Annotated in this window: 14 protein-coding genes; 4 read left to right on the top strand and 10 right to left on the bottom strand. The window is 32.8% G+C overall.

The genetic code is table 11. The annotated features are described in order from the left end of the window. Positions 1 to 147: 147 nt before the first annotated feature. From Q0975_RS02535 to Q0975_RS02520, 4 genes are all read right to left on the bottom strand, one after another. A complete protein-coding gene (locus Q0975_RS02535) occupies positions 148 to 786 on the bottom strand; it encodes a response regulator transcription factor (RefSeq protein ID WP_299432612.1) in 639 nt (212 codons plus the stop codon). Between the two features lie 144 nt (positions 787 to 930). Further along, on the bottom strand, positions 931 to 1,755 hold the full coding sequence (locus Q0975_RS02530; protein ID WP_299432609.1) for an ATP-binding protein: 825 nt from the start codon (positions 1,753 to 1,755) through the stop codon (positions 931 to 933). After that, positions 1,742 to 2,413 carry a hypothetical protein gene (locus Q0975_RS02525; protein ID WP_299432606.1) on the bottom strand — a complete coding sequence of 224 codons (672 nt, stop codon included), beginning with the start codon at positions 2,411 to 2,413 and terminating at the stop codon, positions 1,742 to 1,744. Before Q0975_RS02525 ends, Q0975_RS02530 begins: the two co-directional genes overlap by 14 nt. Positions 2,414 to 2,419: 6 nt before the next feature. Continuing rightward, positions 2,420 to 3,133, bottom strand: a complete 714-nt coding sequence (locus Q0975_RS02520) for a hypothetical protein (protein ID WP_299432603.1) — start codon at positions 3,131 to 3,133, stop codon at positions 2,420 to 2,422. 74 nt (positions 3,134 to 3,207) lie between these two features. Here Q0975_RS02520 and Q0975_RS02515 point away from each other — a divergent pair, with 74 nt between their 5' ends. Continuing rightward, positions 3,208 to 3,465 (top strand): hypothetical protein, encoded by a 258-nt coding sequence (locus Q0975_RS02515; RefSeq protein ID WP_299432601.1) that lies wholly within the window; start codon positions 3,208 to 3,210, stop codon positions 3,463 to 3,465. 83 nt (positions 3,466 to 3,548) lie between these two features. Here Q0975_RS02515 and Q0975_RS02510 read toward each other — a convergent pair whose 3' ends face one another. After that, entirely contained in the window at positions 3,549 to 4,001 is a 453-nt protein-coding gene (locus tag Q0975_RS02510; RefSeq protein WP_299432598.1) for an endonuclease domain-containing protein, read from the bottom strand. Positions 4,002 to 4,540: 539 nt separating this feature from the next. Between Q0975_RS02510 and Q0975_RS02505 the strand changes: the two genes are divergently transcribed. Both Q0975_RS02505 and Q0975_RS02500 read left to right on the top strand, forming a co-directional pair. Further along, positions 4,541 to 5,356 carry a carbohydrate-binding protein gene (locus Q0975_RS02505; protein ID WP_299432595.1) on the top strand — a complete coding sequence of 272 codons (816 nt, stop codon included), beginning with the start codon at positions 4,541 to 4,543 and terminating at the stop codon, positions 5,354 to 5,356. A gap of 22 nt (positions 5,357 to 5,378) precedes the next feature. After that, positions 5,379 to 6,233, top strand: coding sequence for a carbohydrate-binding protein (locus Q0975_RS02500; RefSeq protein WP_299432592.1), 855 nt, complete (start codon positions 5,379 to 5,381; stop codon positions 6,231 to 6,233). A 68-nt stretch (positions 6,234 to 6,301) separates the two neighbouring features. On the opposite strand, the gene Q0975_RS02495 is transcribed toward Q0975_RS02500, so the two are convergent. Together Q0975_RS02495 and Q0975_RS02490 are read right to left on the bottom strand one after the other, a co-directional pair. Then, positions 6,302 to 6,775, bottom strand: a complete 474-nt coding sequence (locus tag Q0975_RS02495) for a GNAT family N-acetyltransferase (protein ID WP_299432589.1) — start codon at positions 6,773 to 6,775, stop codon at positions 6,302 to 6,304. A gap of 3 nt (positions 6,776 to 6,778) precedes the next feature. Beyond that, positions 6,779 to 7,261 (bottom strand): winged helix DNA-binding protein, encoded by a 483-nt coding sequence (locus tag Q0975_RS02490; RefSeq protein WP_299432586.1) that lies wholly within the window; start codon positions 7,259 to 7,261, stop codon positions 6,779 to 6,781. A 394-nt stretch (positions 7,262 to 7,655) separates the two neighbouring features. Between Q0975_RS02490 and Q0975_RS02485 the strand changes: the two genes are divergently transcribed. After that, positions 7,656 to 10,832: a DUF5060 domain-containing protein gene (locus Q0975_RS02485; protein ID WP_299432583.1), complete on the top strand. Its 3,177-nt coding sequence runs from the start codon at positions 7,656 to 7,658 to the stop codon at positions 10,830 to 10,832. Positions 10,833 to 11,110: 278 nt separating this feature from the next. Here the strand turns inward: Q0975_RS02485 and Q0975_RS02480 are convergent, their stop codons facing one another. From Q0975_RS02480 to Q0975_RS02470, 3 genes are all read right to left on the bottom strand, one after another. After that, positions 11,111 to 11,398, bottom strand: a complete 288-nt coding sequence (locus tag Q0975_RS02480) for a GIY-YIG nuclease family protein (protein WP_299432580.1) — start codon at positions 11,396 to 11,398, stop codon at positions 11,111 to 11,113. A gap of 187 nt (positions 11,399 to 11,585) precedes the next feature. Then, positions 11,586 to 12,164, bottom strand: a complete 579-nt coding sequence (locus tag Q0975_RS02475) for a hypothetical protein (RefSeq protein WP_299432577.1) — start codon at positions 12,162 to 12,164, stop codon at positions 11,586 to 11,588. 4 nt (positions 12,165 to 12,168) lie between these two features. After that, complete coding sequence (locus tag Q0975_RS02470; RefSeq protein ID WP_299432574.1) at positions 12,169 to 17,034, bottom strand: DNA repair ATPase; 4,866 nt, start codon at positions 17,032 to 17,034, stop codon at positions 12,169 to 12,171. Positions 17,035 to 17,080: the final 46 nt, after the last annotated feature.

Here is a 17,080-nt window from a genome sequence, read left to right as displayed (position 1 = left end):
CGATGGTTAGTTTTATTAAAAAAGTGCTAGTCTAGTAGGTGTTGTACAAAACTATTTCATGCAACCTATCAATAAACGCGCCAAAATCGATTTATTATCTCCAGATTGAAGAATATTTTACTGGCCGAAATTCAGCAATACACTATGTTAGGGAATAAAAATCTTATTCTTTATTGCATAAATTACCAATCCAGTTCGGTTTTTTAGATGTAATTTTTCGAATATAGAATCTCGATATCCTTCTATAGTTTTAGGACTAAGAAACATGTCGCTTGCAATTTCTTTGTATGTTTTTTCGGTACATGCATGTTTGATGAATTCCATCTCTCGATCCTTTAATATTACTTTATTTTCTTTTTTAGGATTTAGGGATCCCAGTAATAAATTGGTAACATCTTTAGTATGATAGAATCCAGTCTCTTGAACTTCTACAAGGGCATTTTCCAGAATACTCTTTTCAGTGTCTTTTAGTAAATATCCTTTAGCTCCTGCCCGAAGCATTTTAAGAATGGTTTTTTCATCTTCTTCTACAGAAAGTGCCAGAACGTTTACTTGCGGATATTCTTCCTTAAGAGCGATCGTAGTCTCAATGCCGTTCATAATAGGCATATTAATATCCATAAGAACTACATCTGGGATATTTTTAGGATCTTTCAGGCGAGTAAGTAACTCCCTCCCATTTTTGCACAAGTACAATATTTTGAATTTAGAAAACCCATTTACCAATCCCGCAAGTGCCTGTGATAATAGGATGTGATCTTCTACAATTACTACTGAATATTTCATTTTTTGTGTTTTTGTATGAATAGTGTGTTTTAAACACTTATTTATCTGTCATTTCGAGCGAAGTTGAAAAACAATTAATGCATATAGTAAAAACATTTCGACTCCGCTCAATGTAACTGTATAGTATTTGTTAATGCTTTAAAATTAGTCTTCTTCCTCTTCTGTTACCATTTTTTTATAATGATACGTTAAGGTTATGGCAGTGCCTTTTCCTTTTGCAGAATCAAGACTAACTTCTGCATCTATTAATTTTCCTCTATTCTGCATATTGCATAATCCTATACCCATATTCTGTCTGGATTTTAGATCATTCATGTCAAAACCAACTCCGTCATCTTTGGCGTTAATAACCAATTTATTTTGATCATAACGCACATTGACCATTAGTTTAGAAGCTTTAGAATGTTTAATAGTATTGCTAAAAAACTCTTGCAATATTCTAAAAATTATAATCTCTGCTTTGTCATCTAATGTTCTTACTTCAGTATTGCTACTTAATGTAGCCTCTATAAATTGTAATCTATTAAATCTCTCAACCTCTAGGGCTATAGCTTCCGTTAGGCTAAGGCTTTTGATAGCATCTGGGTTGATCAACTTGGATAAGGCTCTTAATTCTATAAGACTCTTAGTGATCGTTTCTGTAACTTCTGGAAGTCTCAGAGGATCTTCTTTAGCTACATCCACCTGTATTTTTGCTAGAGTGAGTAACTGACCAATATTGTCGTGTAGTTCCCAACTAATATTACGCAAAGTTTCTTCTCGTATTTCTATCTGAGTTTCTGCAATTGCACGCTCAAACTTTTTCTCTACTTCTTTTTGGTGTAGTAATAGGCTGTTTTTTCTTTTTTGAAATATGGAAAAAAAATAGATAACAATAACTACAAGAAGAATAAGAACTATTGTTGATATAAATAGAACCAGATCTTGAGTGCCAACTCCTTTATTAGAATTTAAACTATCTTGTATCACTTAAGTTTGTTTTTTTGTCAATTCTAATAAAACCAATTATAAAACATAAATTTTGAACTATAATAAGAATATAGTTGATTGCAAACATATTATTAAAACCATGTTCAATTAAATAATAGCTCATTGCTATTGTAAACGGGATTGTGCCAACACTGAACAATAATAGTCCTAAACTAATCCAGAATAAAAGACTTTTATTTGCATAAAGTGCTTTTTCCGATTTTAATATTTCTACTAAATAAAAACTTATCCCTAAAATTAATATTATTTCAGCAAACACGTAAGATATGGTCTGAGGTTCAGTTAAATAGTTTTCATAAAAACCTGATATAATTAATACAAGAATATATAGAATGCTAAAAATCTTAAGTATTTTTTTTTTGCTTTTATCATTGATAGATATTCTATATAGATTAAACAAATATAAAAATGCAAGCACACAATATATATTATAAATAATGACATTATTGCTCATTATATCCAATTTTCGAACTAGATATGCAGAAATCTCAACTAAGAAAGTAATCCACAAAAACAAAGGGAAATACTTTAGGAATGAATCACGGTATTTGTGAAGAAAAAAACTCCCTATAATTGCGGCTAAAAGCTGCATTATAGTTGAAAAATTTCTCAATATGTGAAGTGATTCATTCTCCATAATTTTTTATTCTGAATCTTGATCTAATATGTCTACTGGTGGAGGGTTTAACTGCCCTCTATTACCTGCTTGGCTTTGAACATCGTTAACTGTTCCAACAGAATTAAAAAATGGCAACAGACTTCCTTTTTGTTGTCGTGTTTCTCTGCCTAAATAATTTGGAATTATATCCTTCAGAAGGACGGGTTTTAAGTCTCCACCACTTTTTTGCAATGCATATGAAAAATTGCCACTTCCTCTTTTAATTGTTGGATTATATACTAGCACCATTTTTCCATTTGGTTCAGAAATTGCTGGAAAAAACCTCAATCCAGAAATAGTTATGTTAGCTTCTTCTGCATTTTTGTCAATGAATGCAATATATTCTTTAAAATCATTGTAATCGAACCAAACCCCTTCTGTTGAGAACAATGTTTGAAGCTCATTTAAAGGAGCTGAATTTGCCGTTTTCATGTTCTGTATTTTTCTTCTCATTTTAAAGAAATTATAATAGTATTGAGAAAAATCTTTTAGCTCAATACTTAATGCAACATTATCTACAGGTTTGTCTAATGCTGGGATAACACAATTTTTTAGTTGTGCAATGGTTTGTTCTAATTGTTCAATTTGTTTTTTCTGTCTTTCTATTTGAGCTTGTAATTTTTCATCACCACAAGAGTTTAGTGATACTATAAGCCCTAGTAATATAATTTTTCCGGTTAGTTTGATTAGTTGTTTCATTTTTGATATAGGTTTATTAAGTAATTGTGTGATTTTGGCTGTTGCCAAAGTAATTGTTAGCTAAAACTTAATTTTTGTTAAGTTTAAGAATTAAAAATACCATTTTAAATAGTTTAAAAAAATTTACGGAGGATGCAATTGTAGATTTTGTAAATGAATGTATTGATTTACAATGGTTTTTGGAGATCTATAGAAATGTAATTGATTTTGTAAAAAGGGGGAAACACCCCTACGATAAAAAGGGGAATGACGGTTGTGTTTGTTTTGAACAATATTCTTTCCCAACCCTTCCTTCGAATGAAGGGAGTTTAAAAAGTTTGGTTCAGGTTTAGAATTAAGGATGAGAGTAAGTCCCTCTTTGAAGAGGGATTTAGGGAGATGTTTTTTATGTATTCAAAATAATAAAAAAGAATAGCTACTCATTAAAACTTCCTATTACTTCTCCAAGTTCCACAAGAACAGTTTCTAGATCGTTTAAAACTTGTTCATTTGTAAATCGAATAAATTTCATTCCCAGTTCTTCGATTCGACTCTGTCTATGACTGTCTTCTAGAAAACGGTTGTTATGAGAATTACCATCAATTTCAATAGCTAGCCCGATTTCTTTAACATAAAAATCAACGACATATTCCAAAATTGGAAATTGACGAAAGAATTGAACACTGAGTTGTTTTTTTCTAACATTTCCCCAGAATACTCTTTCACTATTAGTCATGTTTTTTCGAAGTACTTTTGCTAGTTCTCTGGCTTCAGGTGTATATGGGAGTATGTTTTGTAATGCCATTTTTGTAAGTAATGATGTTTCGACAAAATAAGTAATTCTTGAATAACATCCATCCCCAACCCTTCCTTCAAAGGAAGGGAGCAAGAATATTGTTGTTCTTTTTAAATAAAGTGGTTATAAAATCCCTCTTTGAAGAGGGATTTAGGGAGATGTTTTATGAGAGTTGGTTTCCAGAAATAACATCCTCGCCCAACTTCTCTTTTGATTATAGAGAATGAAAAAGTCTTAATTTAAAAAAAAAGATTTACAGAGGTTTTCATGATATCTTATTAGTATTTATGTTTAACTATAAAAAAGCATTTATTTTCGTAGTAGCCAAATTTGCAGAATATTGGACTAAATATTTTCGAAGAGTGTAACGAAATATTTTCGTTATGCAGAAGAGTTTTCTTATTAAAAAACTACAATATTACGATACTTTATAATACCAAAAATGATATCTTAATAAAACGTTAAATTTTTAATTTTCCGAAAACGTTTTTCGTTAAAATAATTGTTAAATACACCTCGCAGAATTGCCGATTATTTTTTTCTTCTCTTACTTCATAGTAGCTGTAAAGCTATGAACTAAACTTTTCGAAAAGTAATTTTTACAACTAACATCTTAAACTAAAACCACAATCATGAGAAGAATTTATTTAGTACTTAGTGTAATCTTGGGGCTGTATTCTTGTAGTTCAGACATAGATAATTTGGATTCTGAGATGAAATCAATTGAGCTATCAACAAAAACTAGTTCAGAGAACGTAAAATTATTGAGTGCTTGGACCGCAAATAGAAGTAGTCCTGTACATATCAATTACCAGAGAAAATTTAAGGTAAAGGTTAAAAATCTAGCATATCAAAAAGAAGTTGTAATTCATCAAGCAACTTTTAATGGAAATTGGGTAGATATACCGCTAACATTTGAACAAGCCATTGACAATAATGAAGAGATTTGGGTAGGAGAAGTTACTCCTGATTATGAAATCTATAGTGACGAGTTCGTAGTGAGGTATACTGTAAATGGAGAAACGTATTGGGATAATAATAACGGGAAGAATTATAGTATGTTGGTAAATGTGGGAGGATATCTATCACCAGAAGTAAACGTAGAGCTTAACAAAAGTTTTACAAGACCTACCGGTTCATCATTTGCTATCAATGTAAATGCAAGACGAAATTATGGTACTTCGGCTATCGTAGAAGTTGTTTATACAAGTGATGATTGGGCTACAAAAAATACGGTTCCATTAACGTACCAGAGATATTTCAGAGTTGGATACGCACATTATATCATGAGCCCTAACCAGTTTGATGTAGATATTTATACTACTACGATTCGAGTTCCCGATGAGGTGCAATCCATAGATTTTGCTATTGTTTATAAGGTGAATGGACAGGAATATTGGGACAATAATTATGGAAATAATTACACTTTGAATAAGATTATATACTAACAATCACAAATCACTAACAACAATGAAAAAGTATTTTTATTTATTTATGAGCTTATTAGTGCTATCCTGTAGCACAGAAGATGATTTTATTGAAAATCAAGAAGCAGAAATCATTACGAATGAAATAACTGCTAAAAACTCAAATCCCGTAAGTCTTCTAAAAGCGTGGACTACGTATAGTTCATACAGAGGTTATCAAGGGTATACTAGAAAATTTACTATTAAAGTAGCGAACCTTGCGTATGATAAAAACGTGAGTATTTATCATCAGAGATTGGATGGAAATTGGGATGAAATACCGTTAGTGTTTAGCCAAAGTATTGATGATGGACAAAATGAAATTTGGACTGCAGCATATAATCATGGAGGTTATGGTATTGACCAAGTATATGCGGATGAGTTCGTAGTAAAGTACGAGGTTAACGGAATTACATATTGGGATAATAATAATGGTTATAATTATGCAATGTCTCGATCAGAAGGTTCCTTTTTTGCAGATCCAAACCTTAATGTTAGTGTTGATACTGACTTTGTAGGCTTGTCATATCTTCCTTATGATGAGAAAAACACGTTTAATATTACTGTAGATGTAAGAAATCTATCACCTAATAAGGAAGTTGGAGTAGTATACTCTTCTGATGGATGGCAAACGCAATCTTATGTGCCACTTACCTTTAGGCAAACTTGGACAAACGGCCCTCTATATTATATTCAGAGTCCTAATAATTTTGGGATTGAAAGATGGCAAGGCTATGCTAGACTGGATGCTTCAGAAGATCAGTTAGAATATGCAGTGGTTTATAGCGTAAATGGAAATGAATACTGGGATAATAATTATGGGAATAATTATACGGTAACCATAAATTCTAATAATTAAATAAAAATGTTTATTTAATGAAAGAGTCCGCTTTACATGTGTGTTTGTATTGCGGACTTTTTCTTTTTTCAAAGTATTAATTCCATTTTGATGTTACTACGTTGGTATGGAGAATCTTTTTCTAGCTCAATTTCTACAAAACCATATTTTTTGTAGATATGAATTGCGTTTTCAAGTATGGTATTGGAATATAGAATTACTTTTGTCCAGTTTTGATCTTTAGCAAAATCAAGACAGAAAGACATTAGCTGTTGCCCTATTCTTTGTCCTTGAAATTTTGGTGAAACTGCCATTTTCCCTAGTTCATATACTCCTTCTTTTATTTTGATCAATGCGAATGTACCAGCAATTGTAGAGCCAGATTTTGCAAAGAAAATATGGCCACCTTTATTAATGATTGTCTCTTCACACCTTTCTAAAAGTTCAACATCGTGTGGTTCTACTACAAAGTATTTTTCTAACCAGGCAACGTTAAGGTCAGCAAAATCTTTTGCGTATTTAGGGTCAAAAGGTATGAGTGTAATGTTCTTTGTTGTTTCCATAAATTATGCGTTGTAGGTGTCTAGTATTCTTTGATGTAATGATTTTTCTTTTAATTGGTTTTCTAAGTGGTTAATGTGTTTTATAAGACTAGTTGTGCTTCCTTCTGTAAGCCATTTGACTTGTTGATCCATAATTTCCCAAAGAGGAATCATTTGTTTATGTAAAGACGTTCCTTTTTTGGAAAGTTTAAATATTTTTTTTCGTTTATCTATAGGGTCCGTTTTGTAGGTAACAAGTTGTTTGTCGGTTAGTTTTTTGAGTCCCTGTGTAATAGCTGGTTGGGTATATTGTAATGCTTCCTGGATTTCTGTTGTAGTTGCATATTGTTGATCAATAATTACTTTGAAAATAGGGAAGAGATATGGGTCAAAATCAATATTGGCGGCGTCATATACCAATTGAATTTCTTTCATCATAAAATCACTCAACCGCTTTAATCTGGATCCTAAACCTAGTTCACCAAGTTCTTGTAATCTATCTTTCATAAGTATTTATATAAGTGCTTATGTAAAAATATTAAATTTTAAATGATTTACCAAATATTAGTTTTGAGGTTCTCCACTGATACATACGTTAATTTTCTTTACTCGATATCGAAATGATTATTACGTTACTTCTTATATACGTCTATTATTTAAGGAAACTTGTGTTGTGAAAACGTCATGAGTTCAAAGTCAAATACTAGTAAAATAGTTACGAATACTTTCTGAAAACTCACGTATAATATATTGATAAAGAAGTTGGTACTATCGTGCAGGATTTTTCGTTATGATTAAAATACACTTTTTTGAGTTTAATTTCCTTAAGAATTTACCGATTTACCAATTAAAGTTGTTAGGGATTGATTTGAAGAAAACAAACAATAAAAATTAACCACACATGACCATTTTAACTCGATTAAAACTTTTATCAATATTGATGTTGATAACCTGTCTGACAACAGCTCAGACTCCAGAAGGAGAATTACAACGGTGGCACAAGGTTAGCCTTTCATTTGAAGGACCTAACACTTCAGAGACGGCAAATCCAAATCCTTTTTCGGATTATAGATTAGAAGTTACTTTTACCAATGGAAATCTTTCTTATATAGTCCCTGGATTTTATGCAGGCTGTAATGATGCTGCGGATTCCAGTTGTGATTCTGGTAATATGTGGAAAGTAAATTTTAGTCCAGGAACAATAGGAGTCTGGAATTGGTCGGCAGAATTCACAACAGGAACGGATGTAGCAATTGATGGAGGAGGATCTAGTGCTGGATTTATGGATGGAAATACTGGATCTTTTACCATAGGAGAATCTGATAAATCGGGGCGTGATTTTAGATCGAAAAACAAAGGAAAATTACAATACGTAGGTGAACATTATTTAAGACATTCAGGCACAGATCCTAAGAACCCAAACGGTCCTTGGTTCGTGAAAGCTGGAGCAGATGCTCCAGAAAATACGTTGGCATATGACGATTTTGATAATACACCTAATCGTGGAGGTAGAAGAAAAAATTGGAATCCACATCAACAGGATTATAATGCTGGCGATGCGAGTGGATATATCTGGAAGAATGGTCAAGGAACTGAGCTTTTAGGAGTAGTTAATTATCTTTCTTCAAAAGGGTTAAATGCTTTTTCTTTCTTGACATTAAGTCTTCACGGAGATGATGAGAATGTTTTTCCTCACTTGATAAAGGTTTCAGAAAATGTTTATAACGGATATAATGATAGTCAACAATGGAATCAAGGAGTACATAAAGATCGTTTTGATATATCCAAAATGGCACAATGGGAGAAGATCTTTGAGTACGCTGACAAAAAAGGTGTATTTCTACATTTTAAAACATTGGAAACAGAAAATGATAATATCATGGATAATAATACCAATGGGAGACAGCGTAAGCTTTATTACCGTGAGTTAATTGCTCGTTTTGGACATCATCTTGCATTAAATTGGAATATTACAGAAGAAACCACCCTACCAGATAATGTGACAAAATCGATTGCTTCCTATATTAAAGATGTGGATCCATATGACAATCATATTGTATTACATACTTATCCTGGTCAACAAGATCAACGATATGATCCTTTATTAGGCACTAATTCTGAACTTACAGGAGCATCTATCCAGACGGATAAAAATAAAGTTCATAATGATGTAAGAAGATGGCTTGAGAAATCAAGAAATGCAGGAAAAAAATGGGTTGTTGCTAATGATGAGCAAGGAAGCGCAAATATAGGTGTTGATCAAGACGGAAAAGAAGATAAACTAGTTCGTGATAGAGTATTATGGGGTACTCTTATGGCAGGAGGTATGGGAGTAGAATACTATTATGGCTATCAAACAGGAGAAACAGATTTAACCGCACAAAACCACAGATCTAGAGATGTTAAATATTCTCATGCAAGTCATGCACTAAATTTCTTTGATTCTTATTTACAAGAATATTTGGTAGACATGGTATCCTCTGATGATATAACATCTGCTAATGATTATGTATTGTCTAAATCTGGAGAAGTATATGCGATATACCTTCCAGATGGAGGGTCCACAAACATTAGTTTACCTTCGGGAACATGGCAAATACAATGGTATAATCCAAGATCTGGGGGAAGTTTAAGTGATGCAATTGCAGTGTCGAACACTATATCGGCACCAGATACAAATGATTGGGTAGCATTAATTAAAGGAGAGTCTGATGGTACAGATTGCACTAACACACAGAATGTAACGGTTTCTCAGGATGCATATTTGCAAGGAGCTACCTTGTTTAATTCTTCAGAATTAAGAGTTGAAAGTGGAAACAGAGTGTCCTACTTAAAATTTGTTGTGCCGTCTCCATCAGAAGCTATCACTGGAGTTAAACTACAAATGTCAGTTAGTACCGATGGTGGTAATGGACTTATTGAGGTGTATAAAGGAACTTCAAACAATTGGACAGAAAGTAATCTTTCTGATAGTAATAAACCAGGAGAAGGTGACTTGATAGGATCTTTAAATACCACATATAGCGAAGGTCAATCATATGAATGGAATTTATCCGGAATTAATGCGGGAGAGACTGTTTCTTTAGTGATTAGACAAACCGGTGGTAATGATGTTTCTTTTTCATCAAAAGAAGGTTCAAATGCTCCAAAACTTGTTTTAGAGTTAGATTGTGATGATGGTGGAGGTGATGGAGATGGAAGTAATACTTGTGTTGCTCTAGAAGAAAATGGAATTGTAGCAGTAGAAGCAGAACATTTTAAAGGTCAATCAAAAACTGATAAGAGAAAATGGTATTTCCAGGATGGAACTGTTTCTACACCAACACCAGATCCTGACCCAAGTCATCACATGTCTGCAAGCGGCGATGGATACCTAGAGATTTTACCTGATACTAGAGTTACACACGATGATCCGTTAGTAAATGGAGAAAGTTTTTCAAATACACCTGGTGTTGTTGGTATTTTGGATTATAAAGTGAAATTCACCACTCCGGGAAGGTATTTTGTATGGGTACGACTGTACTCTACAGGATCAGAAGATAATGGTATTCATGTGGGAATTGATGGTACTTGGCCTTCATCAGGACAAAGAATGCAGTGGTGTGCAGGTAAAAATCAATGGACCTGGGAGAGTAAACAAAGAACTGACGCAAATCACTGTGGAGAAGCAGAAAAAATATATATTGATGTTCCTTCTGCTGGAGTACATACTATTTCTTTTTCTATGAGAGAAGATGGTGTAGAAATAGATAAGTTTGTGCTGTCTCAGTCATATATAAAACCAAGTGGAGCAGGACCAGATGAAGTCCTTGTAGATTGTGCACTTTCTGTGGATGATTTTGATCTTAAAGAATTCAGTTTATACCCTAACCCTGCTCAGAACCTTATCAATGTAAAAGGATTAACAAAAGGGGTAGCTTCAGTTTATGATGTGACAGGAAGAAAAGTAATGTCTTCAATAGCTATTTCAGAATCAGAAAATAATGCTATTGACATATCTGGAATTCCTTCTGGAGTGTATTTTATGGTAATTCGTGATAAAGGAATTCGCAACACATTAAAATTTATAAAGAAATAAGTTTCTTAGTGCTTGTTTTCTAAGTGATAATATTATTATTCAAAAGGGGTTGAAATAATTTAGTCTTATTTCAACCCCTTTTATTCGTAATTTATTTATGTTAATTTATATAATGGAAAATCTTGTTTTATAATTCCACTGGTGTTGTTTTTAAATTGAAAATCAACTTCAATTTGAGCGTAAAAGCGAATAGTTTCTAATCCTTGAATATGTTGCAAAGTGAATCATCAAATATGCAGCATAGGATTTGTCATTCCGGCGTAGGCCGGAATCCACGATTAATGATAATCGTTCCAATCGAGATTGTCTTCTTCTATCAAGTTTATTTTCCATTGCCGATTCCAGTTTTTTAGTCTTTTTTCTCTTAGAATAGCATCATTTACATACTGATACACTTCAAAATAAACCAAAATATTTAAATTATATTTTTTCGAAAACCCTTCTATCAATTTATTTTTATGCTCGAAAATCCTTCTTTTTAGGTTATTTGTCATTCCAATATAAAGAGTTCCATTTTTCTTGTTAGAAAGAGTATATACTGAATATTGATGTTCCGGTTTTAGCATTTATATTGATTTTGGATTCCGGCCTACGCCGGAATGACAGCTTTTTCGTTGGCTTTTGTCTATATGGTTTGTCATCCCAGCGCAGGCTGGGATCTAAAATGAAGGGATATTCATGAAAATTGATTCTAGAATAAATCTGGAATGATATTAAATATAAAATTATTCATTATACTAGATAAAGATACTTTCAATTCATATCCTTAAATTCCTTATATAAAGCCATCGCTTTTAAGTAGTTTTGAGCACCGGTTTTTGTCTGATCGTATATAAAACCATCTAACTCAGGATGATTTTTTTTGATCCAAGTTACCATCTCATTTTTCGTACTATTCCAAAGCTTAAAATCAGAGTCCATTTCTATATTTTTTATTTTAGAAACTTTTTGATTCTTTATTTCAATTACTTCCTTGGAAATTATAGGTCTTTCATTTAGAAATTTAATTCTAGTGCATATTTTAGAAACTTTAATTGCTACTTTGTTATCAATTTCTTTAAGTTCTAATATTTCGTATTTTGGAGAGAAAACCGAATCCCACTGAAAGTGTTTGTAATAATCATCGTTAGAATAATTCATGTTGTAATCTCCTTCACTGATGGTTATACTATCCCCAATAAGTTTTGATAATTCTAAATAATTACTTTGATTTAATTGATTGTAATAATTTTGAACTAATTGTGTGGTGTTATTTTTTCTTGAACAACTGCTAAAAGAAAAAACACATAAAGACAAAATTATTAGGCTGATGAATATTTTTACTTTTATCATAGTATTATTTCTCCAATCCCTTCTTTAATACATCCTGAATTCCTGATAAATGTTCACTAAACTGCATCATCTGAGCCAATACTTGTGCCATTTCATTTTTATCACCAAAACCTTTTAGTTTATTATTTTTCACAAAAGTTTCTTTGATAGTTTCCCAACGTGTTACTTCTTCGTCCACAATGGTATTTGTTAATTCCTTGTATTTAAGAAGGTTTGCTTCTGCGGCACTGGTTAACGTTTGTGATTCATTTTCATAATGGGATAGGAGTAGGGTTTGCAATTCTTTTTCATTCATAATCGGAACTACTTTACCTACCAGTTTACTCATATCACGATAAGATCCTTGTAGCTTAAATGAAGGCTCTGTACGATACGAATCTTCCATCGCTGCAGATTGTATATATGTAGCATTTACTTGCATCACCGTATTACGAATGGTCACTACTTTTTCTAGCACAGCTAGGTAATCTTGTATTTCTTGCTTGGTGTGATTTCCTTTTAGTTCTATTCCTTCCTGAGTACCAGATTCTACCATTTCAATTAATCCATAAATATCTTCAAAATATTTACTGCTTAACTGGTGTAATACTGGGTTAGAGGTCAAAGCATTTTCTATTAAACTGAGTTTGAATAAATCTGCTGTATCTCCAATTATATCTCCTAAATTGTATATGTCAGCTCTATTTGCTAACATATCCGGAATCTGAAACTTATCTCCACTTTCCGTATATGGATTTCCTGCCATAATCACACAGAATTTCTTGCTCCGTAGATCATATGTTTTAGGATGTCCATTATAGATTCCTTCAATCTTACGAGTACCATCTGCTAGTGAAATAAATTTCTGTAAAAACTCCGGGTTACAATGCTGAATATCATCAAGATATAGCATCACATTATTACCCATTTCGAATGCAAGATTCAGTTTTTTGAGCTCTTCCCGAGCAGCAGAATTAGTGGCTGCCATTGGATCTACAGAGGTAACTTCGTGACCAATCGCAGGGCCGTTGATTTTCATAAATACTAACCCTAAGCGGTTAGCCATATATTCCATCAAAGTAGTTTTACCATATCCAGGTGGAGAAATTAACAATAGCATCCCCATTCTATCTGTACGCTTATTATCTCCAACGCTTCCTAGTTGTTTAGAAAGATTATCTCCAAATAAAGGTAAATAGACCTGATCAATCAACTTATTACGTACAAAAGAAGACAAAACTCTTGGTTTAAACTCTTCGAGTTTAAGATCCTCTTTTAAGGATTCGGTTACAGCATGTTTTGCTTCTCGATATGCTGAGTATGCAGGAACTTCTATGTTAGAAAATTCTGATAATCGTGTAATAAAATGATGATAATTAAATTCAAAATTAGTTTCACGGATAGTAGGGTGGCTCCCTTTTAATCCTTCAATGATTTGTGAAGGATTTACATGAATTACTTCCGAAACAGATTCTTTTTTATATAATAAAACACATACAATTTCCTGCGCATATTCGATCTGTGATGGATAATGTGTCTTTAGAAAAGCCGTGACCCATTGTAATGTTAGGCGTATTAAGTCTTTCTGGTTTTTTCCATTAGTTGATTCTATAGATTTTTTGAACTTGGATATTACTTTTTTCTTCTTTAATTCTTCAAGAAATAAATCGTGTAATTCATTTGCAGTTTGACTGATGCAAAATACATCATCTGTTTGCAGTTCGGCAAAAAGGTAATTGCTAATAGCATTACTATATTTTTTGTCAAAAAGCTTTTGCGTTTCCGCGAAAGTAGCAATCTCTTGTGCTAGATCAGAAAGTATTGTTTGGTATTCTGTACTATCCGAGAAAATTTCTAAAACTTCTCCGGATGCTTTTATCGTTTCATTCCAATAGGTTTTCTTTTCTGTATTTAAACTATTCCAAAAGTACTGTGCATAGGATCTGGATAATGAGTTATGTCGTAATAACCTCAGATCATGATCTTTGCTTACTAAAACCTTTAGTATTGTAGCGGCGTCTACATCGTGAACTCCTTTTACATATCCTTCAGCATAGTTTTTACTGCTTTCGGATTTCACAAGTTCTAGTAGTTCTTTTTCTCCTAGATTTATTAATTCATCCTTTTTAGTATTGAATATTTTATAAGCTAAATAGGCTGCACGATATATTTCTTGGTTTTCAGAAATTAGCTCTTGATCCCAGTATTTTTTAGATTTTAGTAATATTTCGTTTTCAATTTCCTGATAGAAATCGGTTCCAGTAAGATGATATTGTAATGTATTGTCTTTGTAAACAATAGTAAGGTCTAATGATTGTTTGTTTACGCCAAACTTATGTTTTCCTAGTTTGATGATATTCTCACCATCTTCATATAAATCTTGTTTATCTTTTAGCTTACGAGTAGCATCTTCTTTGGCTACCTTTAGAGCAGTCTCTATAGTTTCGGCTTTACCAGCATCATCCAGTTCCATTAAACTGACAATGATATCCCGAAGTTTATTGGTCATTAGATCAGATGCAAAATATCCATTGATATCAGCGACAGAATCAAAACTTAAAGCCTTTTTAGTAACTCCCTTTAATATTCGACTTGCAGCATTTTCAAGAGCAACGGCTTTTTTATTCCTTGCCTCGATCAGACTATTCTTTCTGGCTTCAAAAGCATTATATACTTCCTCGCGCTTTTCTATAATAAGCGTAATAAATTCTTCGAAATCAGCAAATCGACCTTCTAAATCTTCTAGCTGAACAGATACCTTGTTTAGTAACTCATCTGTTTTTTCTGGGGTATTGGCAATGTCAAGGTAATTGATAATGCTCTGGTCTACTAGTTTTAATTGTGCTGCAAATTCTGCATTAGCTTCTTTACTACCAAGTGACTTTATTTTATTTTTGATACCAGCTTTTAACTGATTAATCGTTGCGAAAATCAAAGATATATTATCAATAATCTTGGTAGAATGCGAAGTGTCCTCGATCTGTAGGTTAGAAACTATGTCAATAAGCATTTCCAAATCTTTAGCGATTTGATTTACTTCTTCTTCTAGTTTTTTTGCCTCGATTACTTTTTTAATTGCTTCTAATTCTTGTTGTTTTTCTTCTACTCGAGCGTGATAGGGTAGTAGTGCCTTATCATCTAGCAAGAATTGTACACAACGTTGCGAAATTTTATCAGTTTGTTCAGCAATTTCAGTTTCTAGATCGGTGATAAATTGTTTATCAATGTATCTAATGTCATTTAGACCAATTACTTCTCCGCGTAAGGTTCTTAGTTGTGATAATACTTGTACAAAATCATCAATAGATCGAAATGAACTACTTTTTATCTTGTTAAATATGTCTTTGGCAGTTTCTTTAGTTTCTTTGGTGACATTGGCAGCGGTTCTTCGCAGTTGCACTACTTTTTCAAACTCATCTATGGCTGCATTAGCTGCATTGCTAACTTCTCCTAATGGGACATCCAAACGACATGTATCTTCTTCTCTTATCCAATAATAACTGTCAATAATGTCACTGGAAGATTTAGCCAGATCATCATACAAGCCGTCATAATTATCTTCTTTGTTAAGTAATGTGATTAGGGCATGGCATTCAGCCATCGCTTTTACGATATCTTTATTACCTATTTTATATAATAAAGTATCTGTATGTTCTGATGGTATCTCATTTCCTTTTAAGAAAGGTGTCTGCCATATCTGAATAACATGATGTTTTGTTTGTTCATCTTCTGTCTTGAAATAACACAGTTCTCCACCTTCCAAAATAGTAAAACCATTGCAAATAATTGGGGTTTTTACTTCTTGTTCGATGACATTATAAGACATCAAAGTGTATAATCCTTTTTCACTTTCATAAAATACATACAAGAAGTCTTCTCCATTAGGAGAGCCGATTTTTTCCTGAAACTTGACATCAGAAACCTCGTTGGTGAATAGTTTGACTTCTCCGGATTGCAGATAGTATCCGTTAGGATATATGATTCCCTGATCATCTGGTAAGAGAACACAAGCATCTTTGATACATTCAATTTTTTTGACCTCTTGTACCTTATGGTTATACACGAAATATCGTGGAGCTTCCTGAAAAGGTTTTATTTCTAAAGCGATTAGGTTTCCTAAATTCGCATATCTATATTGACCATCATCTAGAGTTTGATCTACCTGTTCAACCGTTTCATTATAGATCCCTTTTCCATCATCGGTATTATCTTCAATTTTGATGGTAAGATCACCGCCTACAGTTTCTACAAAAACTTTATCTAGTATAGAGATATGCGGATGTGTTCCATAGCGATGCATATCACGTGTAACTTCAATCCACTCGAATTCGTACTGCTTCGGAAATTTAAACTCGTGTTCACTACGGTTGTCTACATAGGTAAGAGTGCCTTCGTTTATAAGCCATTTAAAGGTTTTGATGTCAGAAACACTTTCACTTAGCTGAAATACCATGTGTAGATAATTACCAACAATAGCAAACTTAGAAAAGATGGTGTTACGATAGTATTTATATAGATTCGTGAAGTCGTCAATGAAAACCGAATCATTGATGAGGTCTAATTTTTTATTTATAAAATGATCATCAGCATATGTATAGATACTGAATACATCATCTAGTTTTATCTCTGTCCTTAGTCCGAAATGAACATTATACCCAAAAAGACAAAAATCCCCAATAGTAACAATATCTCTGGCAATACAGTTATTCTCTGTGTTGATACGATTATTGGCAATTAGTTTTGTTTCTACACTACCAAAAACTTCTTTTCGTGCATCATTTAATTGGGTAAGACGATTTTGGAGTTCACCCTTTTGTTTTTGCAAACGTTTTTGGATGATTTCATAAGTTCCACCGTCTAGTTGTATGTTGTTAGTGTTAGTTTCTTCCATAGTTGTTACTCTAGGTTTTAGTCAGAGTTAAAATTGGTTTCCCTCC

Origin of the sequence: uncultured Aquimarina sp. (genome assembly GCF_947500065.1) — a bacterium.
GTDB lineage: Bacteria > Bacteroidota > Bacteroidia > Flavobacteriales > Flavobacteriaceae > Aquimarina.
The sequence above is the reverse complement of the archived record's forward strand: the minus strand, read 5'-3'. Positions and strand labels throughout refer to the sequence as shown.

Excerpts from the sequence above, each read along its gene's own strand:
- Q0975_RS02535 (WP_299432612.1), bottom strand. The coding sequence starts at position 786 with ATGAAATATTCAGTAGTAATTGTAGAAGATCACATCCTATTATCACAG.
- Q0975_RS02525 (WP_299432606.1), bottom strand. The coding sequence starts at position 2,413 with ATGGAGAATGAATCACTTCACATATTGAGAAATTTTTCAACTATAATG.
- Q0975_RS02520 (WP_299432603.1), bottom strand. The coding sequence starts at position 3,133 with ATGAAACAACTAATCAAACTAACCGGAAAAATTATATTACTAGGGCTT.
- Q0975_RS02505 (WP_299432595.1), top strand. The coding sequence starts at position 4,541 with ATGAGAAGAATTTATTTAGTACTTAGTGTAATCTTGGGGCTGTATTCT.
- Q0975_RS02500 (WP_299432592.1), top strand. The coding sequence starts at position 5,379 with ATGAAAAAGTATTTTTATTTATTTATGAGCTTATTAGTGCTATCCTGT.
- Q0975_RS02495 (WP_299432589.1), bottom strand. The coding sequence starts at position 6,775 with ATGGAAACAACAAAGAACATTACACTCATACCTTTTGACCCTAAATAC.
- Q0975_RS02490 (WP_299432586.1), bottom strand. The coding sequence starts at position 7,261 with ATGAAAGATAGATTACAAGAACTTGGTGAACTAGGTTTAGGATCCAGA.
- Q0975_RS02485 (WP_299432583.1), top strand. The coding sequence starts at position 7,656 with ATGACCATTTTAACTCGATTAAAACTTTTATCAATATTGATGTTGATA.
- Q0975_RS02480 (WP_299432580.1), bottom strand. The coding sequence starts at position 11,398 with ATGCTAAAACCGGAACATCAATATTCAGTATATACTCTTTCTAACAAG.
- Q0975_RS02475 (WP_299432577.1), bottom strand. The coding sequence starts at position 12,164 with ATGATAAAAGTAAAAATATTCATCAGCCTAATAATTTTGTCTTTATGT.
- Q0975_RS02470 (WP_299432574.1), bottom strand. The coding sequence starts at position 17,034 with ATGGAAGAAACTAACACTAACAACATACAACTAGACGGTGGAACTTAT.